Origin of the sequence: Agrobacterium sp. RC10-4-1 (genome assembly GCF_014138475.1) — a bacterium.
GTDB lineage: Bacteria > Pseudomonadota > Alphaproteobacteria > Rhizobiales > Rhizobiaceae > Agrobacterium > Agrobacterium pusense.
The window spans coordinates 221,620-246,981 of the sequence record NZ_JACJIT010000002.1; the positions used below are offsets into that span (position 1 = coordinate 221,620).

Genomic DNA, 25,362 nt, shown 5'->3' on the forward strand with positions numbered 1-25,362 from the left:
CGATGAATACCGCGGTCTTCACTTATGGCGCGCTTGTCGCAGCCATTGTCTGCGAGGTAATCGCCACCTCCTTCCTGCAGCAATCGCAGCAGTTCACCAGGCTAGTACCGACAGTGCTGATGGCGTTGTTTTACGGTGCAGCCTTTTATCTTCTGTCGTTTACGCTGCGGGCGCTGCCGGTCGGCGTGGCCTACGCGATCTGGAGCGGGCTTGGCATCGTGCTGATTTCCGGCATCGGATATTTCGTGTTCCGCCAGACGCTGGATATTGCCGCCGTCATCGGCCTCGGCTTCATCATCACCGGCGTGGTGATCGTGAACGTGTTTTCGAAGACGGTCGGGCATTGAGGGGCTGGGTGGTGTAGCGCGAAGGCTATACCGACCGCCGTCATCCCGGCCTTGAGCCAGGATCCGGCGCGATCAAGTCTTTGATCGCGAGAGACTCTTTCGCGGCGCAGACGCGCCGCGGCTGGATGCCGATCTAGTCCGGCGTGACGGTAGAGAGGTCTGCGAGCTGCGGTTGTCACGCCGGAACTTCTGCCTTCTGACATCACGCCAGAATGCTGCGATCCACATCGGTAATCAGCCGCTTGCCGCAGAGCGCCATGCTGACATCCATTTCCTTGCGGATGATCTCGAGCGCTGTCGTCACGCCCTGCTTGCCATCCGCACCGAGGCCGTAGAGGAAGGGCCGGCCGATATAGGTGCCCTTTGCGCCAAGTGCCACGGCCTTCAGCACATCCTGACCGGAGCGGATGCCGCCATCCATGTGCACCTCGACCCTGTCGCCAACGGCATCGACGATTTTCGGCAGCATGGCGATGGAGGAGTGCGCGCCGTCGAGCTGGCGGCCGCCATGGTTGGAGACGATGATGGCGTCGGCGCCGGTATCGAGCGAAGCGCGGGCGTCTTCCTCGTCAAGAATGCCCTTGAGGATAAGTTTGCCGCCCCAGCGTTCCTTGATCCATTCAACGTCTTTCCAGGATAAACGCGGATCGAACTGCTCGGCCGTCCAGGAAGAGAGCGACGAGAGGTCGGAGACGTTCTTGGCGTGGCCGACGATGTTACCGAAGCTGCGGCGCTTGGTCCGCGCCATGTCCAGGCACCATTTGGGCCGGGTCGCCATCTGCCAGATATGTTTCGGGGTGAATTTCGGCGGGGCCGAGAGGCCGTTGCGCAGATCCTTGTGCCGCTGGCCAAGGATCTGCAGGTCGAGCGTCAGCACCAGCGCCGAGCACCCGGCGGCCTTGGCGCGGTCAATGAGGTTGTTGACGAAGTCGCGGTCCTTCATCACATAAAGCTGGAACCAGAAGGGTTTCGAAGTGACGGAGGCCACATCCTCGATGGAGCAGATGCTCATGGTGGAGAGCGTGAAAGGCACGCCGAATTCCTCCGCCGCCTTGGCAGCCAGCATTTCGCCATCGGCATGCTGCATGCCCGTAAGGCCCGTAGGGGAAAGCGCTACCGGCATAGAGACTTTCTCGCCGACCATTTCGGTGGCGAGCGATCGGTCGGTCATATCCACCAGCACGCGCTGGCGCAGCTTTATCTTGGCAAAATCATCCTCATTGGCGCGGTAGGTGCTTTCCGTCCACGCGCCGCTATCGGCATAGTCAAAGAACATTTTCGGCACACGGCGCTGCGCCTGGTTTTTCAGGTCAGCTATGGTCAGGATTTTGCCCATGGATAAAGCCTTCACATTTGAATGATGGCTTCACTTAACATGAATAGCACGGTTGCGACATCGAAATCGTCGTTCTTGTTTCACCAAAAAGCGCGCAGGGATAGTTCGCAGCCAAGCACGAGCAGGCAGATGAGGAACCAGCGCCGAAATGTCGCCGGGCTAACGATATGGCGGATTTTCTGGCCAAGCCACATGCCGAGAAGCGCTGGCAGGACGGCGAATGCGGAAAGCGACAGATGCTCGACATGAAAAGCATTCTGCGAAGCGAGACCGGCGGCAAGTGCAAGGGTGGAAATGGTGAAGGAAAGGCCGAGTGCCTGCACCAGATCGTCTCGGCTAAAACCCAGCGACTGGATATAGGGCACAGCGGGTACGACGAAAATTCCGGTGCCGCCGGTCAGAAGGCCCGTCACCAACCCCATGATGGGGGAGAGTTTTGGTTCCAGCCTTGCCGGTATCGAGATCGGTCTGGCAAGCAGGCTGTAGGCTGCGTAAACCGCGAGGCACAGGCCGAGCGCTGAGGTGGTCCAGACGCCGGTGCCCGCCGTCATCAGCCGGATACCGATAAGGGTGCCAAGCGCAATGGCGATCATCATCGGCCACAGCCGCTTCACGATGGCCCGGAAATCAGGCCCGGCCAGCAATTGCCAGATATTGGTGATGAACGAGGGCAGGATGAGCAGGCCGGCGGCGATGACCGGAGGCATGAAGAGGCCGAGCACGCCCATCGCAACAGTCGGCAGCCCCATGCCGGTCACGCCCTTGACGATGCCGGCAACGATGAATGTTGTGAGGATCATCAGCAGGGTGGTTGTGTCTAGGTTCGGCACCGGGCACTCCAGAGGTCATTCGCATTCGGCCGAAATGGCGTCAGGCAATCATGTGGAGCGAGCGAGTGCCGCTAGTTTCTTCTCCGCGCCGGGGAGAAGGTCGCGGCAGCGGGATGAGGGGGCAAGCTCTCCGAAATCCGGCAACGTTGCCTCCTCATCCGACCCTTCGGGCCACCTTCTCCCCGGGGGGAGAAGAAACTAGCGGCACACGCTCGATCCAATAGGTGACGGATGTAAACGAGTTAGCCGCTTTATGTTTCGGCCGCAGCCGAACTATGCCAGCACGCTCTTCATCGGCTGGCCGGCCACATAGGTCTCTACCACTGTGCGGTCGTCGCCCATGGTCAGCATCAGGAAGAGTTCTTCCGTGAGGCTTTTGACCACCTCCATCTTCAGGGCCATGGCTGACGTCGAGGAGGCGTTCAGCACCGTGATGTCGGCATCCGTGCCGGCCTCCAACGTGCCAATGCGGTCGACCATGGAGAGCGCTTCGGCATTACCACGGGTCATCAGATACCAGCTTTCCAGCGGGTTGAGACGTTCGCCCAGCAATTGCTGGATCTTGTACGCCTCGTCCATGGTGCGCAGCATGGAATAGCTCGATCCGCCGCCGATATCGGTGGCAACCGCGATACGAACAGGCTTTTCGCGCCTTTGCAGCTTTTTCATCGGGAAGAGGCCGGAGCCGATGAAGAGGTTCGATGTGGGGCAATGCACTGCCACCGCGCCGGTTTCCGACAGCACATCCGCCTCGCGATCGGACAAATGAATGGCATGGCCGAGAAGGGTCTTTTTGCCCATCAGGCCGTAACGCACATAGATGTCGGTGTAGTCGGTCGCTTCAGGGTAAAGCTCGCAGGTATATTTGATCTCGTCCAGATTTTCAGACAGATGCGTCTGGATGAAGAGATCGGGAAACTCCTGCGCCAGCGCCTGTGCTGCTTCCATCTGTTTCGGCGTGGAAGTGATGGCGAAGCGCGGGGTGATGGCGACGTGGTTGCGGCCCTTGCCGTGCCAGTCGGCGATGACCTGGCGTGTCTCGTCATAGGAAGTTTCCGGCGTATCCAGCAGGCCCTGCGGGGCATTGCGGTCCATCATCACCTTGCCGCCGACCATCAGCATGTTGCGCTTCATGGCTTCCGCGAAGAAGGCGTCGGCGGAGGTTTTGTGCACGGAGCAATAGGCGGCGGCCGTTGTCGTGCCGTGGCGCAGAAGCTCGTCGTAAAAATGCGTGGCGATGCGTTGAGCATGCGCGGTTTCGACGAAGCGGCATTCTTCCGGGAAGGTATAGGTGTTCAGCCATTCCAGCAGGTTGGCGGCATAGGAGCCGATGACCTGCATTTGCGGGAAATGCAGGTGCATGTCGATGAGGCCCGGCACGATAAGGTGCGGGCGGTGGTCCTTTTCCTCGACGTCTTCGGGTGCTGTCTTACGGATATCGGCGTATTCGCCGATGGCGGCGATCTTGCCGTCTTCGAGAAGCAGGCCGCCATCTTCAATATAGAGATAGCTTTGCGTATCGTCGATTGCGAGCGGCGCGCGGCGGAAGCTCAGCAGGCGGCCACGCAGCAGAACCAGGCTCATTCAGTCTTTCCTTCGGCTTTTCCAGCCCCGGAAACCGCACTTTCATACCATGCGGTTAGCACCTTGCGCTCATCCGGGGTGATGGCGGTGATGTTGCCGGGAGGCATGGCATGGCTGCGCCCGGCTTGCAAATAGATTTCACGCGCATGGGCGGCGATCTGTTCGTCAGTTTCGAGCTTCACCGATTTCGGCGTGAACGGCACGCCTTCCCACGCCGGCTCGGCGGCATGGCACATGGAACAGCGACCCTGAACGACGTCACGGGCCTTGGTAAAATGGGCATCGCTGACGAATTGCTGCTGCATGGGTGAGAGGGTGGCAGCCTTCTCTTCCTGTTCGCCGGTCAGCACTTTCGGCACGGTGGAAAGCCACATGATGACGATGAAGATGAGGGCGGTCGCAAGCCATGTCCATGTCGGCTTGCCCTTGCGGGCATGGGTGGTGTTGAACCAGTGGCGGATGGTAACGCCCATCAGGAACACCAGCGCTGCGATGATCCAGTTAAACTGCGTGGCAAAAGCCAGCGGATAATGGTTCGACAGCATGAAGAAGATGACGGGCAGAGTCAGGTAGTTGTTGTGCAGCGAGCGCTGTTTGGCGATGCGGCCGTATTTCGGGTCCGGCGTTCGCCCGGCGATCAGGTCTGCGACGACGATCTTCTGGTTGGGGATGATGATGAAAAAGACGTTCGCCGACATGATGGTGGCGGTAAACGCACCCAGATGCAGGAAGGCGGCGCGACCGGTGAAGACCTGCGTGTAACCCCAGGCCATCGCCACCAGCGCGACATAAAGCACGATCATCAGGCCCCAGGTATTGTTGCCGAGCGGCGATTTGCAGAGGAAATCATAAAACAGCCAGCCGATGGCGAGCGATGCCAGCGACAGGGCGATGGCCTGGAACTGGGTGAGATCAAGTACGGAATGGTCGATGAGGAACAGGTCCGCCCCGCCATAATAAACGATGCAGAGCATGGCGAAGCCGGAAAGCCAGGTGACGTAACTTTCCCATTTGAACCATGTCAGGTGCTCGGGCATCTGGGCAGGGGCGACCAGATATTTCTGGATGTGGTAAAAGCCGCCGCCATGCACCTGCCACTCCTCGCCATAGGCCCCCGGCGGCAGATGCGGCCGTTTGACCAGCCCGAGATCGAGCGCGATGAAATAAAAGGATGAGCCAATCCAGGCGATGGCGGTGATGACGTGGAGCCAGCGGACGGCAAAGGCCATCCATTCCCACGCAATGGCGTATTCGTACATGCGGTTCCCCTGATCCTTGTGCAGCGCACCTTGCGAGAAATTTGGCCTTTAGGGAAGGGAAAAGCAGAGACCTGGCAGAGATTGTTCACAATGCAAAGCGGTTGTGTCTGCAATCCTGGGCCGGTCCGTTCCGGCTGGGCGATCAAGCCCTCGAAAGCTGGAAACGGTCTATCCTGTCGTTGAGTTTGTGCTTAGCTGGCTAAGGCGACTCAGCTATGATCCTGTGTGCAGCCTGCTGATGTGTTAGAATATCAGGCTGTGGACTCTCGCGCCGATGCGCAGGGCTCCCATGACATGTTTCGCTGGCGGTTTTTCCGAAAGCGGGCGCTGCGAACCTTGGGCGGAGCAGATCAGGGGGCAGGTGTCGCAGTTCCCGGTGCCATTGTGTCCGGGTGTGAGTGATATGAGATTTTAAGTTAAGGGACGCAATGATCTTCCGGCTGCCGCCGTTGTTCTCAACGGAGACCGTGCCGATGCGCCTTGTTCTGACGGTTCTTTTTCTGCTTTTTGCATTCAGCGCCACCGCGCTTGCCCATGAATCCCACAAGGGATTCAAATATGAAAGCTACTGCTGCAACGGCGATGCCGAAACCGGCGACTGCCAGATGATCCCGACGCGCAGCGTTCGGGTGACGTCTGATGGTTACGAGGTCTCGCTTGCGCCCGGCGATCACCGCATGGTCACGCGACGTCACGTTTTCAACTGGTCCCAGAGTCAGGCGCGTCGATCCGAAGACGGCGAGTACCACCTCTGTCTGTTTCCGGATGAGGATACGCCGCGGTGCTTTTATGCGCCGGATATGGGGTATTGAGGCTGCTGCTGCGGCCGGCTTTCCTCGATCCGCTTCAAAATCCAGTCGCGGAACAGCCTTATCTTGCGAATGTTCCGGCGGTTTTCGGGGTAGACCAGCCAGTAGTTCTTGCCCTCGCTGCTAAGATGCTCGAAGGGTTGATAAAGGCGGCCGAGCGCAATCTCATCGGCATAGAGTTCCGGGGTGAGCATTGCGACGCCCTGGCTGGCGATCGCCGCTGCGGCCTCGAAGGCCTGCACATTGAGACGGCTGCGGGGATAACGGTCGAGACCGGGATTTTCAACGCCCACTTCCTGAAACCACTGGCTCCACCAGATATCGCCGGGATCAATGATGCGCAGGCGCAGCAGATCTTCCGGTTTGTGCAATCCGCCGATGCTGTCAGCAAGACTTGGGTGCAGCATCGGCGTATAAACGCCGCGCAGCAGTTGATGGTAGATCAGCCCTTTACCGTTATCTTTGCTCCAGCGAATGGCGACATCGCAGTCTGATTGGGAAAAATCGATCAGTGAGCTCGATGTATCAAGCCGCACCGCGATTGAGGGATGTTCAAGCTGGAAAGCGCCCAGATGCCGAGAAAGCCAGCGCGACGCAAAGGTGGCGGTTGAGTGGATTGTCAGCGTTGCGTCGGGCGTGTCGCGCACGCTATCGACAGCCTCCTTTAAGGTATTAAAGGCTTCCGCAACTTTCGGCGCTAATTTTTCTCCAGCCTCGGTCAGCGAGACTTGCCGCGCCCTTCTTATGAAGAGCGGCTCTCCGATATTCTCCTCCAGCAGTTTCACCTGATAGCTGACTGCCGTCTGCGTCATGCCCAATTCCTCGCCGGCCTTGGTGAAGCTCTTGTGTCTTGCGGCGGCTTCGAACACCCGCAGGGCATTCAGGGGGAACTGGCGTGACATTTTCATGGATAAGTTCTCTTTATGCCAATTGCCGAAGGTTTCATTGGTTTTTATTCGGAAATCAGAGCATTTTTAGCGCAATTCATCAACTGAGCTTCTGACATTTTTGAACGGAGACGAACATGCGCACAGCACTCTTGCGCGCGTTGTCCCGCCTGCGCGCGGGCCTGCGGACAGCGGAAAGGTTTATCCTAGAGAGCCTCCAACCCGACAATCTGGCGGATGAAAGCCTGCCGGACGCGCTCAAGCGAGATCTAGGCCTTGAGGATGGCCGTATTGATTACCGCTGCGGCGGGTTTCGGCAGCGGAAAATGCTTGAAGCAACTCGGCTGCCACAAGGGCCGCTATAACGGCGGGACGCTTGTCCCTGACGCTGCTGCCGCCGATGGGCAGGGTGAGTTTCGCAAGGCGGGAAGGCGGCTCGTCTTCCCGCTCCAGCCAATGGGCAAAGGTAGCGCGTTTGGTCTTCGAGCCGATCATGCCGACATAGGCGAGATCGTTGCGGGCGAGCGCCTCCTTCGCGATCATGAAATCGAGTGCATGATCGTGGGTGACGATGACCGCGGCCCCATTTGCCGGGATTTTCCGAACGAATGCTTCCGGCATGGGGGTGAGTATGGACGCCGCTGCCGACGGAAGATCGCGCAGCTCGTTTTCGCGTGTTTCGATCACGGTCAGGGTCAGGGGCAGCAGCGACAGGGCCTCAGCCAGCGCCTTGCCCACGTGGCCGGCACCAAAAATGAAAACGGCGGGCTGCTGCTCAGCTTCGCCCTTTTGCCTTGCCTCGAGCGCGGCGGCAATATCCGCCGTGACCAGCCGAAAGCGCAGGAGCGTGCGCCCGCCGCAGCATTGGCCGATTTCGGGGCCGAGCGGGATATCCATGCGGTCTTCGGCAACACCGCTGCGCAGCATGGCGCGGGCATGGTCTATGGCCATATATTCGAACTGGCCGCCGCCGATGGTTTCCCAGATGGCCTCCTGGCTGACCAGCATGAAGGTGCCGGCCTCGCGCGGTGACGAGCCTTTCACGGCTTCGATTTCCACGAGGATTGTGGAGGTGTAGCGGGGGAGGAAAGTGGAGAGGGAGGCGTCAGGCATTGGGGCTGGCCCCCTCATCCGGCGCTGCGCGCCACCTTCTCCCCGGCGGGGAGAAGAAACCCGGAGAACTGGCTCCGTCCATCTTACGTGCTTGCAGGAAGGGTGAGGCGATGCGGCATCTTTCTTCTCCCCGACGGGGAGAAGGTGGCCCGAAGGGACGGATGAGGGGGCTCGGCCGCATGGGTACGTCCTCCCTCAAACCTTCTTCAACCGTTCCACCGCCATCAGCACCCGCTCCGGCGTCGCTGGCGCGTCGAGGCGTGGGCAGACTTTGTAATCTGCCACGGAAGCGACGGCCATGGAGAGGGCTTCGAGAACCGAGATGGCCAGCATGAAGGGCGGTTCGCCCACGGCCTTGGAGCGGCCAATGGTGGGTTCGGCATTTTCCGACCATTCCGCCAGCCTGACGTTGAAGCTCTTCGGCCGGTCGGAGGCGAGCGGGATCTTGTAGGTGGAAGGCGCGTGGGTGCGCAGCCGCCCCTTGCCGTCCCACCACAATTCCTCCGTGGTCAGCCAGCCCATGCCCTGCACGAAGGCGCCCTCGATCTGGCCGATATCGATGGCCGGGTTGAGCGACTTGCCGACATCGTGGAGGATATCGGTACGTTCCATCAGATATTCGCCGGTCAGCGTATCGATCGATACTTCCGAGCACGCCGCGCCATAGGCGAAATAATAAAACGGCGTGCCGCGTCCCGCGGCGCGATCCCAGTGGATTTTCGGCGTCTTGTAAAAACCGGCGGCGGAAAGCTGCACGCGGGCGAAATAGGCCTTTTTGATGAAGTCGTTGAAGGCGATTTCTTCGAGGCCGATCCGTACCCGGTTCGGCAGGAAGACGACTTCCTCTTCCGGCACGTTCCAGTTTTCGGCAGCGAATTTGATCAGCCGCTCGCGGATCTGGCGGGCGGCGTCATAAGCGGCCATGCCGTTAAGGTCGGTGCCTGACGAGGCGGCGGTGGCTGAGGTGTTCGGCACCTTGCCTGTGGTGGTGGCTGTTATCTTCACCCTGTTGATATCCACCTGGAAGGCATCGGCCACCACCTGCGCCACCTTGGTGTAGAGGCCCTGGCCCATTTCGGTGCCGCCATGGTTCAGATGGATGGAGCCGTCATTATAGATATGCACCAGCGCGCCGGCCTGGTTGAAGGCGGTCATGGTGAAGGAGATGCCGAATTTGACAGGGGTCAGCGCGATGCCCTTGCGGATGATCGGGCTGGTCTTGTTGAACTCGACAATGGCCTGCCTGCGCGCGCGGTATTCGCTGGATGCTTCCAGCTCCTCGACGACGCGGGCGATGATGTTGTCCTCGACTTCCTGATGATAGGGCGTCGTGGTGCGGCCTGAACCGGTCTCGCCGTAGAAATTCAGCTTGCGGATATCGAGTGGGTCCTTGCCGACGGCATAGGCGATTTCTTCGATAAAACGTTCCGCCCCCAGCATGCCCTGCGGGCCGCCGAAACCGCGAAAGGCGGTGTTGGAGACGGTGTGGGTTTTCAGCGGCCGCGAGGTGAGGTGCACATGCGGATAGAAATAGCTGGAATCCGCATGGAACAGCGCGCGGTCCGTGACCGGGCCGGACAGATCGGAAGAAAAACCGCAGCGGGCGGCATAGGTGGCATCGACGGCGTGGATGCGGCCCTCATCATCGAAGCCCAGCTCGTAATCGACGCGGAAATCGTGGCGTTTGCCTGTCGCCGTCATGTCCTCGTCGCGGTCGGGCCGGATTTTCACAGCCCGGTTCAGCTTCTTGGCGGCGATGGCGCAGAGAGCGGCGAACTGGTTGCCCTGCGTTTCCTTGCCACCGAAGCCGCCGCCCATGCGGCGCACCTGCACGGTGACGGCATTGGATGGCACCTGCAGGATGTGGCTGACGATGTGCTGGATTTCGCTCGGATGCTGGGTGGAACTCCACACCGTCACCTCGTCATCCTCTCCCGGCACGGCCATGGCGATGTGACCTTCGAGATAAAAATGCTCCTGTCCGCCGATCCGCATCGTGCCGGTGAGGCGGCGTGGCGCGACATCCATTTCCAGCTTCGCATCGCCACGCTTCAGCGTCATCGGATCGATGACGAGCGCGCCGCCATTTTCAATCGCTGTATCGATGTCGGTGAAATGCGGCAGATCCTTATAGGTGATCTTTGCTTTCCGGGCGGCCTTGCGAGCAATATCGCGCGTCTCGGCGAAGACCGCGAAGATCGGCTGGCCGTGGAATTCGACCTTGGTTTCGGCCAGCAGCGGTTCGTCGTGACGGCCGCCCGAGGAGACATCGTTTTCGCCTGGCACGTCCTTGCCTGTCATCACCCAAAGCACGCCCGGTGTTGCCTCGACCTCCGAGAGGTCCATCGACACAATTTCCGCGTGGGCACGGTCCGCCATGCCCAGCGCGCCGTGGATGAGGCCCGCGGGTTCGGGAATATCGTCGATATATTCGGCGCTGCCCGTCACGTGCTTGTGGGCGGAATCGTGCCGGAGTGAGGTGTGCATCGGGCCGTCGATTTCGGTCTTGGTCTTGTCGAAGCTTGTGGTGTCCATGATCACGCCTCCTCCAGCGAGAAGCGGGCAAGTTCCTGCTTTTCCCCTGATGTCTCGAGGAAAAACCGTGTCAACAAATTCTTGGCCGTCAATTGCCGATATTCGGCGGTCGCACGCCAGTCGGTCAGCGGTGTGAAATCCTCGTCCAGCGCATCGCGCGCGGCATCGATTGTTTCCTGTGACCAGGCTTTACCGAGAAGCGCCGCCTCCAGATGTGCAGCGCGTTTCGGCGTACCGGCCATGCCGCCGAAGGCGATGCGGATGTCTTCGACTGCGCCCTCAGCATCAAGCGTCAGATTGAACGCTCCGCACAGCGCGGAAATATCCTCGTCGCGGCGTTTGGAAATTTTGTAGACGGCATAGTGGCTTTCCGGCTTCTGGAACGGAATCAAGAGCTTTTCGACGAATTCGCCGCTCAGCCGGTCCTGTTTGCCGTAATCGACGAAATAGCTTTCCAGCGGCAGGCTGCGGTTTCCCGAGGAAGAACGCAGGGTCAGCGTCGCGTTAAGCGCGATCAGCGCCGGCGGTGTATCTCCGATAGGCGAGCCATTGGCGATGTTGCCGCCGATGGTGCCCATGTTGCGCACCTGCTCGCCGCCGAGACGATCGAACAACCGGGCAAGCGGCGGGAAATGCTCTGCGATGGTCTTGAAGGCCTGGCTGTAGGTGACGCCCGCGCCGAGCGTGATACCGTCTTCCCCCACCGTGATGGTCTGCAGGTCGCCGAGATTGTTGATGAAAATGACAGGGTTCAGCGCCCGCATCTGCTTCGTCACCCACAGGCCGACATCGGTTGAGCCGGCAACGATGGTTGCTTTCGGCTCCGCGGCGTAGATTTCGGTAAGATCAGCAAGCGTTGCCGGAATTATGGTGCGGTCTTCGCCGCTGACGATCGTGATAGTCTCGTTTTCGCGGATCGCCCAAAGCCGTGCCATGATATCGGTGCGGTCCCGTTGCAGCGGGTCGAACAGGGCGCTCGGGCGGGCGGCAGCGATTTTTTCGGCGGCCTTCACGATCGGCTCGTAACCCGTGCACCGACAGAGATTGCCTTGCAGCGCCTTCTCGATATCGGCGCGGCCTGGGTTTTCGCTGGTCAGCCACAGGCCGTAAAGCGACATGATGAAGCCCGGCGTGCAAAAGCCGCATTGCGAGCCGTGGAAATCCACCATGGCCTGCTGCACGGGATGCAACGTGCCGTCGCGGGCTGCCAGATGCTCCACTGTCACGATATGGGTGCCGTGCAGCGAGCCCAGAAAACGGATGCAGGCATTGACGCTTTCATAACGCAGCGAACCGTCCAGCAGCCGCCCGACCAGCACCGTGCACGCGCCGCAGTCGCCTTCCGCGCAGCCTTCCTTGGTCCCGGTCAACCGCTTGCTGATGCGGAGGTAATCGAGAAGCGTGTCTGTCGGTCCGAAATCCCTAAGCGAGATCGTTTCGCTGTTGAGGATGAAGCTGATCGCGTCGTTCATGCAATGCCTTGCTTTTTGTCCGGCCGCCGAGCCGGTTTCTTGTTGTTCATCTATGCACGCCCCGGCAGGCATATCGATTTCCGTTTTGGCAATTCATTCTTTCCATAACGGAAAGAAAATTTGGCGATTATTGTGCCGTCCATCCACCGTCGACGGAAATATGCGTGCCGGTGATGTTGCTGGCGGCGTCGCTGGCCAGGAATATGGCCGCGGTCGCGACATCATCGACGGTGACGAATTGCTTCGTCGCCTGCAATTCCAGCATCACGTCGTTCTTCACCGCCTCTTCGCTGATGCCACGCACCTTGGCCATCTCAGGTATCTGTTTTTCCACCAGCGGGGTGAGCACATAACCGGGACAGATGGCGTTGACGGTCACCCCGGTCTGCGCAAGCTCCAGCGCCGCCGTTTTCGTCAGGCCCATGATGCCGTGTTTTGCGGCCACATAGGCCGATTTGAACGGCGAGGCGACGAGGCCATGGGCCGAGGAAATGTTGATGATGCGGCCTTTGCCAGCCTTCTTCATCAGCGGTATCGCGGCGCGCATGGTATGGAAGGAACTGGTCAGATTGATGGCGATGATCCAGTCCCATTTTTCCGTCGGAAACTCCTCGATGGGCGCGATATGCTGGATGCCGGCATTGTTGATGAGCACGTCGACCGAGCCGAGCTTATCGTGCGACGACTGGATGAGATCGGCGATCTCGTCCGGTTTCGTCATGTCTGCGGGATGGTAAAGCACGCGCCCGCCGCTTTCGGCTTCCAGCACCAGACGGAGTTTTTCGATCTCGTCCTCGTCGCCGAAACCGTTCAGCACGACATTTGCGCCCTCCCTTGCAAATCTCTGGGCAATGGCAAGGCCGATGCCGCTCGTGGAGCCTGTCACGATAACTGTCCGATGCATGCTTTCCCCTTTTTGCATTACTTCGCACATATTTAACCAGCGTATGCCCAAGAAGGCAGGCTGGCAATCGCCATTTCTGTCCGGGGTCACAGGACACGGATCCGGCGGCGCCCATCCATTTTTTCGAAGCTAAACTTCCATATTATGCGTTTGTCTGCGGGGGCCTCAGTCCCTATCTCTCGGACAGGCAAACAGAGGTATGTTCATGGAACTCGGTCTTTACACTTTCGCGGATGTCAACCCGAACCCCGCCGATGGCCGGGGGCCGGAAGGCGCGCGCCGGCTCAGGGAGCTTCTGGAGGAAATCGAACTTGCCGACCAGGTAGGTCTCGATGTGTTCGGGCTCGGCGAACATCACCGCCCGGACTATGTTGTGTCCTCGCCCTCCACCGTGCTTGCTGCGGCGGCGGTGAAGACGAAGAACATACGTCTGACGAGCGCCGTTTCGGTGCTGAGTTCGGATGATCCCGTTCGCGTGTTCCAGCAGTTTTCCACCGTCGATCTCCTGTCGAACGGCCGTGCCGAGATCATGGCGGGGCGCGGCTCCTTCATCGAATCCTATCCGCTGTTCGGTTATGATCTGGAAGATTACGACGTGCTGTTTGCCGAAAAGCTCGATCTGCTGCTGGCGCTGCGCGAACAGGAAATCGTCACCTGGTCGGGCACCAAGCACCCGGCCATCAACGGTCGGGGCGTTTATCCGCGACCGCTGCAGGAACGTCTGCCTGTCTGGATCGCCGTTGGCGGCACGCCGCAATCGGTCGCCCGCGCCGGCGCCATGGGGCTGCCGGTAGCGCTCGCCATTATCGGGGGCGAATATCGCCGGTTCGCGCCGCTCTTCGATCTCTACCACGAGGCTGCCCGGCGGGCCGGTCAGGACAAGACGACACTGCGCACCAGCATCAACGTGCATGGCTTCATTGCCGATACCACCGACAAGGCGGCCGATCAGTTTTACGGTCCGCAGGCGGAGGTGATGAACCGCATCGGCCGCGAGCGCGGCTGGGGGCCGACCAACCGCGCCCATTTCGATGCAGCGCGTGGCCCGGAAGGCAATCTTTTTCTCGGCGAGCCGGAGCTGGTGGCAGAAAAGATCATCAAGGCGCATGGGGTATTCAGGAATGATCGCTTCCTGCTGCAGATGGCCATCGGCCTGATGCCACATGATCAGATCATGCGCGGCATCGAGCTTTATGGTACGAAAGTCGCTCCGATCGTCAGAAAAGAATTGACGGGGAGCGCCGATCCGGTGAAAGCCACGGCCTCATGATTACCAAGGCGGGCGCCACGAGACCCGCCATTCACAATGACGGAAAGACATATGGTTATCTCCACCGACGAAGAACTGGTCATGCTGAAGGATATCGGCCGCATATGCGCCGTTGCCATGCAGACCATGGCGGATGCGCTGGAACCGGGCATCACCACGGCCGAACTGGATGCCATCGGCCGCAAGGTGCTCGAGGATAACGATGCGGAATCGGCGCCGGAGTTCTGCTACAAGTTTCCCGGTGCGACCTGCATCAGCGTCAACGAGGAAGTGGCCCACGGCATTCCGGGAGCGCGCATTATCAAGGCGGGCGACCTCGTCAATATCGATGTCTCGGCCGTGAAAAACGGTTTTTTCGGCGACACGGGTTCGTCTTTCGCCGTGCCGCCGGTCAAAAAGGAAATCGAGCGGCTGTGCCGCGATGGCAAGCGCGCCATGTGGACAGGCCTGCAGCAGGTCAAGACCGGCCGTCCCTTTGCCGATATCGGTAACGCCATCGGCGCTTTCGCCAAGAAAAACCGCTACACGCTGATCACCAATCTGGCGAGCCATGGCATTGGCCGTTCGCTGCACGAGGAGCCGAAGGAACTGGCGACCTGGCCGGACAAGGATGAGCGGCGCATCATGCAGGAAGGCATGGTCTTCACTGTCGAGCCATTTCTTTCGACGGGGGCTTACTGGGCGGAAGACGGCGATGATGATCCGTGGACGCTCTATAGCGATCCGAGCGCGCCGACGGTGCAATATGAACACACCGTGGTCGCGACCAAGAACGGGCCGCTGGTGCTGACGCTCGCGGACTGACGACGCCTCCTTTGCCGCCTTGTTTTCGCTGCCGGAGCGGGCGCGTGCCGATTGTTTCTTCTCCCCGAGGGGAGAAATTCGCGGCAGCGGGATGAGGGGGCAACCTGGCCCCCTCATCCGACCCTTCGAGCCACCTTCTCCCCGGCGGGGAGAGGAAATAAGTGGCACCCTCGATGCTCACCGCTTGACCGATAACGACCGCTTATAACGCCGATCAAAATAACTCGCTTGTCCCTTATCCTCCCCGTTGCGATAAGCCATGCATGAGCATCGACAAGCCACTTTCCGCCAGACATCTGACAGCGCTCGGTTTCGCCGGTGCCCTGATGATGGCCTCCGCCATGGGCTTCGGCCGTTTTTCCTTTACGCCGATCCTGCCCGGCATGATGGCGAACGTGCCCCTGTCTGCGGGGGATGCGGGGATCGTGGCGGCTGGTAACTTTGCCGGTTATCTGGCGGGTGCGGTTCTCGCCGCCTATTCATGGGGCTCGGGACGGGAAAGGCTGGTGGCGCTGAGCGGCCTGTTTGCAACCGGAGCGCTTTTGTTGGCGATGGCGGCTTTCAATTCCGTCGCCGCTTTCACAGTCATCCGGTTTCTTGCCGGAATAGCCAGTGCGCTGACCATGATCTTCACCTCGCAGATCGTTATCGGCCATGCCGTCAAGGCCGGCAGGGACAATATCCAGGCGTTGCATTATGGTGGCGTTGGCGCGGGGATCGCAATCTCCTCGCTTGCGGTCTATCTCATCGGTGTCGTGTTCGATGGGGGTGGCGCCTCGTGGCGGGAGGAATGGATCGCCGGCGCCGTCTTCTCCTTCCTGACCTTTATGCTCGTCTTCAGGATATTGCCGGCAGGCCCGCCGCGGCATGCTTCCGCGGTGACGGAACCGCCGCTCAGCTGGACACGACCGCTTTTCCTGACGACGTTGGCCTACGGTCTTTTTGGCTTCGGTTATGTCATCACAGCCACCTTCATCGTGGCGATAGCGCGCATGGCAGCAGCCGGTGTTTTCGTGGAGTTCCTCGCCTGGTTCATCACCGGCTGCGCCGCTGCGGTATCCTTGTTCCTCTGGAAGCCGCTATTGAGGGCGCAGGGGCTGAAACGTGCTTTCGTGATCGTTCTTGCCGTGGAAGCCGTCGGCGTCTTCGCCTCCGTGATGCTGCCGCCCGTGTCCGGTGTGCTCATGGGCGGTCTGCTCCTGGGGCTGACCTTCATGGTCATCACCGCTTACGGGCTACAGCTCGGCCGGGAATTTGCGGGTCCGAGCCCGCGTCGCGCCTTTGCGCTGATGACAGCCGCTTTCGGGACGGGCCAGATCGTCGGGCCGCTTGCCGCCGGCTGGATTGCCGAGGCGACGGGAAGTTTTACCGCGCCCAGCGTTCTCGCCTCCGCCGTGCTCATCGTCAGCATTCTGCTGATGCTGCCGGTGCTCGCCACGGAGCGGCGTGGTTAAGGCCGCGGGCCGCCGTCTCTTCCCCTTTCATCCTGCGTTTCCGCTGGGTATCGTCCACGGACTCTGCCTTACATCTTGTTAAGGTCAGCGCTTCGCCGTTGCTGTGCACAAATTTCTGCCCTAGGTTCGGGCAATCTAGTGCTTCGCCAATAATGGCTGATTTCAAACGCGCGTGAGTTCGAAACGTGTTTCATTCCTTCTTTCCCAAACCGAAATTGTTCTTCACGTCGGCCGCGCTGTGGACAATCGTGTGTATCGTTGTCTGGTACAGTGTCGGCCCGCAGATCGGTGCGGCCATCGGCCTGCCGCCACTGGCGCCCGGACAGACCGCGCCGATCGGGCTTGCTTATTTCTTCTCGCCTGACAATCTTTGGTTCTATCTCTATTTCACGATCTTCGTCGCCATATTCGGTGTTACATGGCAGATCATCGCCAAGGATCACCCATGGACCGCATGGTCCATCTGGGGCTCGGCATTCATCATCTTCATCGCCTATTTTGCGGTGCAGGTTTCGGTGGCGCTGAACAACTGGCGCGGCCCGTTCTTCGATCTTCTACAGAACGCGCTTGCAAAGCAGGGCGACGTGACCGCCGCGCAGTTCTACGATTATCAGCTCAAGTTCCTTGAGATCGGCGCCGTCGGGGTGGTGATGAACGTCGTGACCGCCTTCTTCACCAACCACTATGTATTCCGCTGGCGCACCGCCATGAACAACTACTACATGTCGAAATGGGACAAGCTTCGGCACATCGAGGGTGCATCCCAGCGTATCCAGGAGGATACGATGCGGTTTGCCAATATTCTCGAAGGGCTGGGTGTGACGCTTATCAATTCGGTGATGACGCTGGTGGTCTTCCTGCCGCTTCTGTTCCGCATGTCCGAACATGTGGGCGACCTGCCTGTCATCGGCGCCATTCCACATGCGCTTTTCTGGCTGGCGATCGTCTGGTCGATTTTCGGTACCGCGCTGCTTGCGCTTGCTGGTATCAAGCTGCCCGGGCTTAACTTCCGCAACCAGCGCGTGGAAGCGGCCTACCGTAAGGAACTAGTCTATGGCGAAGACCATGCCGACCGCGCCGATCCCGTCACGGTGCGGGAACTGTTCGCCAATGTGCGTAAGAACTATTTCCGTATGTACTGGCACTATCTCTATTTCAACGTGGCGCGTTACTCCTACGGCCAGCTTGACGCCATCTTCCTGAACTTCATCCTGATCCCGACATTCGTTGCCGGACGCATCACCATGGGTATCTGGCAGCAGATTGCGACGGCCTTCGGCGAGGTCAGCAACTCCTTTCAGTATCTGGTGAACTACTGGTCGACGATCATTGAGCTGCTGTCCATCCACAAACGCCTCGTCGCCTTCGAAGCTGCGATCGACGACAAGCCGCTTCCGGATATCGACGAGCGTTACCTGCGCCGCGAGGCAGAGGAAGGTGAACTGGCGGCCAACCGTCCGTGACAAACAAAAAGGCGGCCAATCGGCCGCCTTTTTTTCATGAAGAGGTTTCAGCCCTCGGTCTTCAGCTTCTTGCGCGCCTCGATCATCGGCATGGATTCAGCATAGCTCACACAGGTGACATCGGTCTTGTGGCAAACCTCGCGCAGCAGCCTTTCATAGGCGTTCCAATAGGCGCCGCCATTCATTTTCACGAAGTGAAAGCCCATCTGCAGGGGAATGCGTTCGCCATTGTACTGCCTGTCGAAAGCGTTGCGGAAGGCAGTGTAGGCGCGCTCTTCGAACTCGCTCGAGCGATCGGGCGTTTCGACTCCGACGGAGTGGCGGATGAAGAGGTTGTAATCCATGGCAATGATCGGGCGGTTGCCCGGGCCTTCGGGTATCAGCGGCAGGCCAAAATGCAGGATGCCTTCCCGCTCCACTGGCCATTCCGGTCCCTTGGTGATGCTGGTGGCGTCGTAAACGAAGCCGTGCTTTTTCTGCGCGGCGGTCAGCGCCGGACCCTGCGACAGATAGGGTGCACGGAAACCATTGATCTTTTTGACCATGTCGCGCCAGCCTTCGGGCTCCTCGCCCTTCTTGCCGATCATCTGCCAGGCGTTTTCCAGCGTGCTGGTGAAGGTGGTGAATTCGCCGTCCCACTGTTCGGCGGTCCATTGCCCGCCGTCGAAATGGCCGCAGGTGTGGTTGGCGATCTCGTGGCCTTCGCGATAGGCGGCCCAGATGTTTCTAAGCCTTGCCTCCACCTCATCCGGCGACTGGCCGAAGCCGACATTGGAGCGGCCGGCCTTCTGGCCCGGTCCCTGATAGGTCTTGGCGCTGGTCCTGCGATCCATCACCAGCGTACAGGCGAGAAAATAGGTGAAATGCGCCCCGACTTCTTTCGCCGTCGTCCGGCTTCTTTCCCACAGGGTATTGTCGCCCGCACCGTCGAAGGAAACGATGACAAGCTGCTTCGGCTTCTGCACCTCTTGCGCAAAAGCGGGAAGGGCGGCGAGAAGCGACAGGGAAAAGGCGGCAAAGGGGCGAAACATCAGTCTTCCGTCATATGAACACCGTGGCCTTTTGCGGGTGGAATAAGGCGAAGCTTTGAATAGTCTGGCGTTTTCATGACTTTCAGCCTAATTCCTGTTCTTGACTGCGGTGATTGAGCCGCTTCGTTCCACTCCGGGGGCCGTGTTCATGCTTTTTCTCGCACTCTGTCTTGCCTTGTTTTTGCTCACCCATCTCCTGAAGGTGATCGCACCGCAGTTTCGCGCGCGCATGATCGCGACGATGGGTGAAGGGCCATTCAAGGGCGTTTATTCCGTCGTCAGCCTCATCACGCTCGGCCTTGTCATTTACGCTTTCGGCGAAGCGCGGCAGAAGACGGGCATGCTGTGGTATCCGCCGGTCTGGATGAGCCACATCGCCATTACCCTGATGTTGCTGGCGATGATCTGTCTCGTGGCCAGCCTTATCCCGGCTGGCCATATCGCAACGAAGACCAAACATCCGCTCATTCTGGCCGTCAAAATCTGGGCGCTCGCGCATCTTCTCGCCAATGGCGAAACGTCTTCGATCCTGCTTTTCGTGTCGTTCCTTGCCTGGGGCGTGGTGATGCGGATTTCGCTGAAGCGCCGGGAGCGGGCAGGTGAAAAAGTGGTCCGGGACTTCGTTTCAAGCCGCTACGATCTGGTGGCGGTCGTCGGCGGCATCGTTCTGTGGGGGGCTTTCATCCTGAAACTGCACGAATGGTTGATCGGCGTTCAGCCCATCGCCATGTAGGAAATCGACGTTTCCCCCTTACATATCAGGCAAAATAGGCTAGAAGGCCGACCATGACCCGGTTGGCCTTACTTTTGCTGATCCGGGTAAGCGGCTTGGTATGTCCGCGGACGGATGGATCGGGACACGATCTCCGCGCGGGTAACGGAGAATTTGATGGCAAACGAGAATGATACCTTTATCCGCGAAGTGAACGAGCAGATCCGCTCCGAGCAGCTGTCGCGCTTCTGGGGCCGTTACGGTATCGTGGTCGTGGGTGCCGCCGTCCTCGTTGTTCTCGGTGCCGCCGGTGCCGGCATCTACGAATACTGGAACACCAGCCGTGCCTCCAATTCCGGCGATCAGTTCCTGGCGGCCCTGACGCTCGCTTCCGAAAACAAGACGGATGAGGCGCTGAAGGCCTTCGCCGATCTCGAAACCTCCGGTCACGGCAACTATCCCGTTCTGGCGAAGTTCCGTTCGGCAACGCTGCTGTCACAGAAGGGCGATGCGGCCGGTGCGATCGCCGCCTTCACCGCGATCGGCAACGATAATTCCGCGCCGCAGGTCTTCCGTGATGCCGCCAAGGTTCGCGCCGCCTGGCTGCTGGTCGATAATGGCACCTATGATCAGGTGGCTGCGCTTGCCGAACCGCTCAGCACTGACGGCCAGACCATGCGCGCTTCCGCCCGCGAGGCGCTCGGTCTTGCCGCCTATAAGGCTGGCGATTTCGCCAAGGCCAAGCAATGGTTCGAGCAGATCGTCGGCGACACGCAGGCGCCGCGTAACGTCACCAATCGCGCGCAGATCATGCTCGATAACATCACCGCTTCGGGCAAGGCTGCCTAACGCCGCTGCCCCGCCCGAGATCGCGCCGACAATCTTCGCATTGCCAAAGCGATCCAACGCATTATTTTACGCATGTCCTTTGCCCAAAACAGGTAACGTTTTGGGCAGACGTGCTTCAAGGAACCAGGATCAATGAGCTTCACCGTCGCCATAGTCGGGCGCCCCAATGTCGGCAAGTCCACGCTTTTCAACCGTCTCGTCGGAAAGAAGCTGGCGCTGGTGGATGATACGCCCGGCGTGACCCGCGACCGCCGGCCTGGCGAGGCAAAGCTCGTCGACCTGCGTTTCACCATCATCGATACCGCCGGTCTGGAGCAATCCGGGCCGGAAACGCTTCAGGGCCGCATGTGGGCCCAGACGGAAGCGGCGATCGACGATGCCGACGTGACACTCTTCGTCGTGGATGCAAAGGCAGGCCTGACACCCGCCGACGAGACGCTGGCGGAAATGCTGCGACGTCGCGGCAAGCCGGTGGTGCTGGTGGCCAATAAATCCGAAGCGCGCGGTTCCGACGCCGGTTTCTATGATGCCTTCACGCTCGGTCTTGGCGATCCTTGCCCGATCTCGGCCGAACACGGCCAGGGAATGATCGACCTGCGCGACGCCATTGTCGAGGCGATCGGCGAAGACGTCGCCTTCCCGCCGGAGGTGGACGAGGCGGAAACGGATATCGTTCTGCCACGCAGCGAGCCCGGCAGCGAGGACGAGGAAGACGAAGAGCCCGTCTATGACGAGACCAAGCCGCTGCGCGTCGCCATCATCGGCCGGCCGAATGCGGGCAAGTCGACGCTGATCAACCGTTTCCTCGGCGAAGATCGCCTTTTGACCGGCCCCGAAGCCGGTATCACCCGCGACAGTATTTCCGTCGAATGGGACTGGCGCGGCCGCACCATCAAGATGTTCGATACGGCTGGCATGCGCCGCAAGGCCAAGGTGACGGAGAAGCTGGAAAAGCTCTCTGTTGCGGATTCGCTGCGCTCCATCCGCTTCGCCGAAACCGTCGTCATCGTGTTCGACAGCACCATTCCGTTCGAAAAGCAGGATTTGCAGCTGGTCGATCTCGTCATTCGCGAAGGCCGCGCCGCCGTGCTCGCCTTCAACAAATGGGATCTGGTGGAAGACCCGCAGGCCTATCTCGCCGATCTACGTGAAAAGACCGAGCGTCTGCTGCCGCAGGCGCGCGGCATTCGCGCCGTGCCGATTTCCGGACAGACGGGGTATGGTTTCGACCGGCTGATGCAGAATATCATCGATACCGACAAGGTCTGGAACCGCCGCATCTCCACCGCAAGGCTTAACCGCTGGCTCGACGCGCAGACCACGCAGCACCCGCCGCCGGCCGTCTCCGGCCGCCGCCTGAAGCTGAAATATATGACGCAGGTCAAGGCCCGCCCGCCCGCCTTCATGATTTCCTGCACGCGGCCGGAAGCCATTCCGGAGAGCTATACGCGTTATCTCGTCAATGGCCTGCGCAAGGATTTCGACATGCCGGGCGTGCCGATCCGCGTACATTATCGCGGCTCGGACAATCCGTTCGAGAGCAAGGCGAAGAAGAGACGTTGATTTTGGCGTGAGACGTCGCGGCAATTTTCTTCTCCCTGCCGGGGAGAAGATGGCCCGAAGGGTCAGATGAGGGGGCAAGCTCTCCGTATATCGCTGGCCTAGCCCCCTCATCCCGCTGCCGCGGACTTCTCCCCCTCGGGGAGAAGAAACAAGCGGCGGACGCTCATCCAACGCCTTGTTTTGAAGAGTAAAAATCATGCTGATCAAGCAGACCGACTATCAGCGGATCTACCGCGTCATCAACAGCCTGCTCCTCGCCCAGAATGCCGATCCCGCTTCGGCCTCGATGTATTTCAGCACTTTCGGCGCCTTCATCCTGCAGCAGCACTACAAGGTGAAAGCGGTGCCGAAGGGCGGGCTTGCGGCCTATAATCTTGACGGAAAGGTGCTCCTGTTCGCGGATCATCGCGACGATGGTTACGTGACAGGTGCGGGCGAGAATTTCCACTGCTGGATCGATGCCGATGGCTGGGCGATCGATTTCATGGCGCCGGCTTTTGCCGATAGCGCCCGGGGGCTGTCGGTGCCGGCAAAAATGTTCCAGCGGCCACTCTCCGCCATGGCGGCATCCATCAACGATCTCGGCCAATCCGGCGATTTCTTCTATCGTTCGGAGCCTGAAGCAACAGCCAGGCGCTTTGCCGAATGGCACAAACAGGCGGCGATCGGAGATATGGCAAGCGTCGCCGCCAACTGGTTCCGCAAGTCACCCAAGCAGATGGCCGCATCTCTTTCGGTCAAGGACCGAGACGGAAAGGAACGGGCCGTGCCGCTGACGGGAGAATCTCTGGTCGGTGCCTGGTAGGCACCGGTTTATCGGACTAAAGGACGGCCAGCGTAATCTCGCGGCAGCCGCCTGACGTCAATCAGCAGCCCGACCCCGTTCTAAAGATAACGGCAGTCGCGTCCTGATCGCCTTGTGACATTCCCGATCGGTTTCGTCCACTATCCCTGAAGAAAATCTCGGGGATCGACTCATGCAAGTTGGGAGCGGGAGAGCAGCGGCAGCGATTTGCCAGCGGCATGAATGACATTGTCGAGGAATTGCCTGGATGCCTTTTCCCAGCTGTAGCTCCTGGAGAGCGCCAGCGCCGCCTGGGGCGAACAATGAAGGGCGGCAAGACAGGCATCGCGAAGATTGTCGTCCAGCGCTCCGGCCGCCGGGTTGCCGCCAAGGATGTCGATTGGTCCGGTAACGGGGAAGGCGGCCACGGGCACGCCGCTTGCCAGAGCTTCCAGAATGGTGTTGCCGAAGGTGTCTGTCTTGGACGGGAAAACGAAGACATCGGCCTGCGCATAGGCGTCGGCAAGATCCTCGCCGGTCTTGACGCCGGTGAAAAGGACGTCAGGGTATTTTTCCTGCAATTCATGGCGGGCGGGGCCGTCGCCGATGACGACCTTAGATCCCGGCAGGTCGAGATCGAGGAATTCCGGCAGGTTCTTCTCCACCGCTACACGTCCCACGGTCATGAAAATCGGTCTCGGCAGGTCGAAGGGCAGCTTTGCCTTCGGGCGGGGATGGAAAAGCTCGGCGTCGATGCCGCGGCTCCAGCGTTTGAGGTTGCGCACGCCGCGCGCCTCCAGTTCTGTCTCAAGGCTTGGCGTCGCCACCATGCAGGTGTTGCCGCCATTGTGGAACCAGCGCACGAAGGCATAAAGCCAGCTTTCCGGCACGGGAAAGCGCGCCGCCACATATTCGGGGAAGCGGGTGTGATAGCTGGTTGAAAAACGCATGCGGTTCTTGACGCACCAGCGCCGCGCCATGAAACCCAGCGGCCCTTCTGTGGCAATATGCACGAAGGAGGGCTGGCTTTTTTCGATCTCCGCCGCCACGCGGCGATAGCCGGCAACCGAAAGGCGGATTTCCGGATAGGTGGGGCAGGGGATGCTGTAAAAACTCTGCGGCGTCACCATGCGCACATCGACGCCGAGCCGCGCGAGTTCGGTATTGGTGTTTTCGATCGAGCGAACCACGCCGTTGACCTGCGGGTGCCAGGCATCTGTGACAATCGTGATTCTCGTCATGAACACCGATCCTGCTCATCTGCGCACGGGCGAATCCCCATTGCCCGGCTTCCGCCCGTATATGCGGCGCGCGTGTTACAGGATCATGTCAGGGTCTGTGACGGCTGCAAAACCTTGTTTGCTGGCCGGGCGTGGCGGCTATCCGACGAGAGGGAGCAATTCGGGGCTGATCAGCGCGCCGTGGTGGCCGATGACGGTTGCCGCCGCCCTTGCGGCGAAAGTGGCCGCTTCTTCCGGAGAGCTTCCGGTCACATAACGGGCGAGGAAGGCGCCGTTGAAACTGTCGCCGGCGCTCGTCGTGTCAACCACCTCAACGGCCTTCATCGCCGGGGCGTGGCTGCGGCTGCCGCCGAAATCGAGTGTTGCGCCTTTGGCGCCGTCCTTCACAACGATGTTTTCAACACCGAGCGAACGGTAACGGGCAATGGTCACTTCCACCGATACATCGCCGAAATGGCTCGCCTCGTCGTCGAAGCTCGGCATGACAAGCGTCGCGGCGCGGGCGCCATTGGAGATCGTCTCCAGCATGATGTCCTTGTCCGCCCAGAGGCGCGGGCGGATGTTGGGATCGAAGACCACGAGCTTACCGGCCGCCCTGGCGCGGCGCAGTTCCGCAAGGAATGTATCGACATCATGGGCGGAGGCGAGGATGGCGAGCGTAATGCCGGAGAAATAGACGACGTCGGCGTTTTCGACCGTTTTGCGCAGGTGGTCCGCGTCCGCAGCGAGCTGTCTTGCCGCCGCGGCATTGCGCCAGTAGCTGAAGGTGCGTTCGCCGTCTTTCAGGTTGATCAGGTAAAGGCCGGGCGTGCCGCCCTTGATGCGGCGGATTTTTTCCGTGCCGATGCCGGCTTCCGCAATGAATGCCAGCATGTCTTCCGAAAGCGGATCATCGCCGAGTGCGGTGAAATAATCGACGGACCAGTCCTCCGGCAGGCAGGCGCGCGCATACCAGGCGGTATTAAAGGTGTCGCCGGCAAAACCCTTACGCAGCAGCCCGTTGCCGGCCTGCGACAGTTCCACCATACATTCGCCAATCGACAGAAATCGTCCGCCCACGCCGTCATCCTCCCGTTTTTTCCAGCCATGCGGCTTACGACGAGTGCGCGCTGCTG

The 25,362-nt window shown here is 60.1% G+C and carries 22 protein-coding genes; 10 read left to right on the top strand and 12 right to left on the bottom strand.

The window, feature by feature from the left end; genetic code table 11:
• The first annotated feature begins 2 nt into the window (after nt 1-2).
• Nucleotides 3-347 carry a DMT family transporter gene (locus FHW77_RS05440; protein WP_004443106.1) on the top strand — a complete coding sequence of 115 codons (345 nt, stop codon included), beginning with the start codon at nt 3-5 and terminating at the stop codon, nt 345-347.
• A 202-nt stretch (nt 348-549) separates the two neighbouring features.
• Here the strand turns inward: FHW77_RS05440 and FHW77_RS05445 are convergent, their stop codons facing one another.
• From FHW77_RS05445 to puuD, 4 genes are all read right to left on the bottom strand, one after another.
• Nucleotides 550-1,683, bottom strand: a complete 1,134-nt coding sequence (locus tag FHW77_RS05445; RefSeq protein WP_004443103.1) for an alpha-hydroxy acid oxidase — start codon at nt 1,681-1,683, stop codon at nt 550-552.
• Nucleotides 1,684-1,763: 80 nt separating this feature from the next.
• A complete protein-coding gene (locus FHW77_RS05450; RefSeq protein WP_081859507.1) occupies nt 1,764-2,483 on the bottom strand; it encodes a sulfite exporter TauE/SafE family protein in 720 nt (239 codons plus the stop codon).
• A gap of 303 nt (nt 2,484-2,786) precedes the next feature.
• Complete coding sequence (guaD, locus tag FHW77_RS05455; RefSeq protein ID WP_044459632.1) at nt 2,787-4,097, bottom strand: guanine deaminase; 1,311 nt, start codon at nt 4,095-4,097, stop codon at nt 2,787-2,789.
• Entirely contained in the window at nt 4,094-5,356 is a 1,263-nt protein-coding gene (gene puuD, locus FHW77_RS05460; protein WP_004443099.1) for a urate hydroxylase PuuD, read from the bottom strand. The genes guaD and puuD overlap by 4 nt, the downstream gene beginning before the upstream one ends.
• Before the next feature lie 473 nt (nt 5,357-5,829).
• Here puuD and FHW77_RS05465 point away from each other — a divergent pair, with 473 nt between their 5' ends.
• The gene (locus tag FHW77_RS05465) at nt 5,830-6,168 is read left to right on the top strand and encodes a hypothetical protein (protein WP_006699610.1); all 339 of its coding nucleotides are present in this window, start codon (nt 5,830-5,832) and stop codon (nt 6,166-6,168) included.
• Here the strand turns inward: FHW77_RS05465 and FHW77_RS05470 are convergent.
• The 5 genes from FHW77_RS05470 to FHW77_RS05490 all read right to left on the bottom strand — a co-directional run bounded on the left by FHW77_RS05470 (nt 6,144) and on the right by FHW77_RS05490 (nt 13,076).
• Nucleotides 6,144-7,073, bottom strand: a complete 930-nt coding sequence (locus FHW77_RS05470) for a LysR substrate-binding domain-containing protein (protein WP_004443095.1) — start codon at nt 7,071-7,073, stop codon at nt 6,144-6,146. The genes FHW77_RS05465 and FHW77_RS05470 overlap by 25 nt on opposite strands.
• 237 nt (nt 7,074-7,310) lie before the next feature.
• Nucleotides 7,311-8,165 (bottom strand): xanthine dehydrogenase accessory protein XdhC, encoded by an 855-nt coding sequence (gene xdhC / locus FHW77_RS05475; protein ID WP_004443092.1) that lies wholly within the window; start codon nt 8,163-8,165, stop codon nt 7,311-7,313.
• Between the two features lie 195 nt (nt 8,166-8,360).
• The gene (gene xdhB, locus FHW77_RS05480) at nt 8,361-10,700 is read right to left on the bottom strand and encodes a xanthine dehydrogenase molybdopterin binding subunit (RefSeq protein WP_004443090.1); all 2,340 of its coding nucleotides are present in this window, start codon (nt 10,698-10,700) and stop codon (nt 8,361-8,363) included.
• A 2-nt stretch (nt 10,701-10,702) separates the two neighbouring features.
• Nucleotides 10,703-12,172 carry a xanthine dehydrogenase small subunit gene (xdhA, locus tag FHW77_RS05485; RefSeq protein ID WP_004443088.1) on the bottom strand — a complete coding sequence of 490 codons (1,470 nt, stop codon included), beginning with the start codon at nt 12,170-12,172 and terminating at the stop codon, nt 10,703-10,705.
• Nucleotides 12,173-12,299: 127 nt separating this feature from the next.
• Entirely contained in the window at nt 12,300-13,076 is a 777-nt protein-coding gene (locus FHW77_RS05490; RefSeq protein ID WP_004443086.1) for a 3-hydroxybutyrate dehydrogenase, read from the bottom strand.
• Between the two features lie 205 nt (nt 13,077-13,281).
• Between FHW77_RS05490 and FHW77_RS05495 the strand changes: the two genes are divergently transcribed.
• From FHW77_RS05495 to sbmA, 4 genes are all read left to right on the top strand, one after another.
• Nucleotides 13,282-14,346: an LLM class flavin-dependent oxidoreductase gene (locus FHW77_RS05495; RefSeq protein ID WP_004443085.1), complete on the top strand. Its 1,065-nt coding sequence runs from the start codon at nt 13,282-13,284 to the stop codon at nt 14,344-14,346.
• Nucleotides 14,347-14,397: 51 nt separating this feature from the next.
• A complete protein-coding gene (map, locus tag FHW77_RS05500; protein ID WP_004443083.1) occupies nt 14,398-15,150 on the top strand; it encodes a type I methionyl aminopeptidase in 753 nt (250 codons plus the stop codon).
• Nucleotides 15,151-15,413: 263 nt separating this feature from the next.
• Nucleotides 15,414-16,604, top strand: coding sequence for an MFS transporter (locus tag FHW77_RS05505; protein WP_004443081.1), 1,191 nt, complete (start codon nt 15,414-15,416; stop codon nt 16,602-16,604).
• A 185-nt stretch (nt 16,605-16,789) separates the two neighbouring features.
• Nucleotides 16,790-18,067: a peptide antibiotic transporter SbmA gene (gene sbmA, locus FHW77_RS05510; protein WP_034498745.1), complete on the top strand. Its 1,278-nt coding sequence runs from the start codon at nt 16,790-16,792 to the stop codon at nt 18,065-18,067.
• 47 nt (nt 18,068-18,114) lie between these two features.
• On the opposite strand, the gene FHW77_RS05515 is transcribed toward sbmA, so the two are convergent.
• Nucleotides 18,115-19,098, bottom strand: a complete 984-nt coding sequence (locus FHW77_RS05515; RefSeq protein ID WP_004443077.1) for a polysaccharide deacetylase family protein — start codon at nt 19,096-19,098, stop codon at nt 18,115-18,117.
• A gap of 148 nt (nt 19,099-19,246) precedes the next feature.
• Here FHW77_RS05515 and FHW77_RS05520 point away from each other — a divergent pair, with 148 nt between their 5' ends.
• From FHW77_RS05520 to FHW77_RS05535, 4 genes are all read left to right on the top strand, one after another.
• A complete protein-coding gene (locus FHW77_RS05520) occupies nt 19,247-19,831 on the top strand; it encodes an NnrU family protein (RefSeq protein WP_004443075.1) in 585 nt (194 codons plus the stop codon).
• Nucleotides 19,832-19,987: 156 nt separating this feature from the next.
• On the top strand, nt 19,988-20,659 hold the full coding sequence (locus tag FHW77_RS05525; RefSeq protein ID WP_004443073.1) for a tetratricopeptide repeat protein: 672 nt from the start codon (nt 19,988-19,990) through the stop codon (nt 20,657-20,659).
• Between the two features lie 132 nt (nt 20,660-20,791).
• Nucleotides 20,792-22,222 (top strand): ribosome biogenesis GTPase Der, encoded by a 1,431-nt coding sequence (gene der / locus FHW77_RS05530; RefSeq protein ID WP_111814587.1) that lies wholly within the window; start codon nt 20,792-20,794, stop codon nt 22,220-22,222.
• Nucleotides 22,223-22,418: 196 nt separating this feature from the next.
• Nucleotides 22,419-23,027 carry a DUF2026 family protein gene (locus FHW77_RS05535; protein ID WP_004443068.1) on the top strand — a complete coding sequence of 203 codons (609 nt, stop codon included), beginning with the start codon at nt 22,419-22,421 and terminating at the stop codon, nt 23,025-23,027.
• A 170-nt stretch (nt 23,028-23,197) separates the two neighbouring features.
• Here FHW77_RS05535 and FHW77_RS05540 read toward each other — a convergent pair whose 3' ends face one another.
• Both FHW77_RS05540 and FHW77_RS05545 read right to left on the bottom strand, forming a co-directional pair.
• Nucleotides 23,198-24,247 carry a bifunctional monoglucosyl/glucuronosyl diacylglycerol synthase gene (locus FHW77_RS05540; RefSeq protein WP_004443066.1) on the bottom strand — a complete coding sequence of 350 codons (1,050 nt, stop codon included), beginning with the start codon at nt 24,245-24,247 and terminating at the stop codon, nt 23,198-23,200.
• Between the two features lie 138 nt (nt 24,248-24,385).
• Nucleotides 24,386-25,306: a sugar kinase gene (locus tag FHW77_RS05545; RefSeq protein WP_004443065.1), complete on the bottom strand. Its 921-nt coding sequence runs from the start codon at nt 25,304-25,306 to the stop codon at nt 24,386-24,388.
• Between the last annotated feature and the right edge of the window lie 56 nt (nt 25,307-25,362).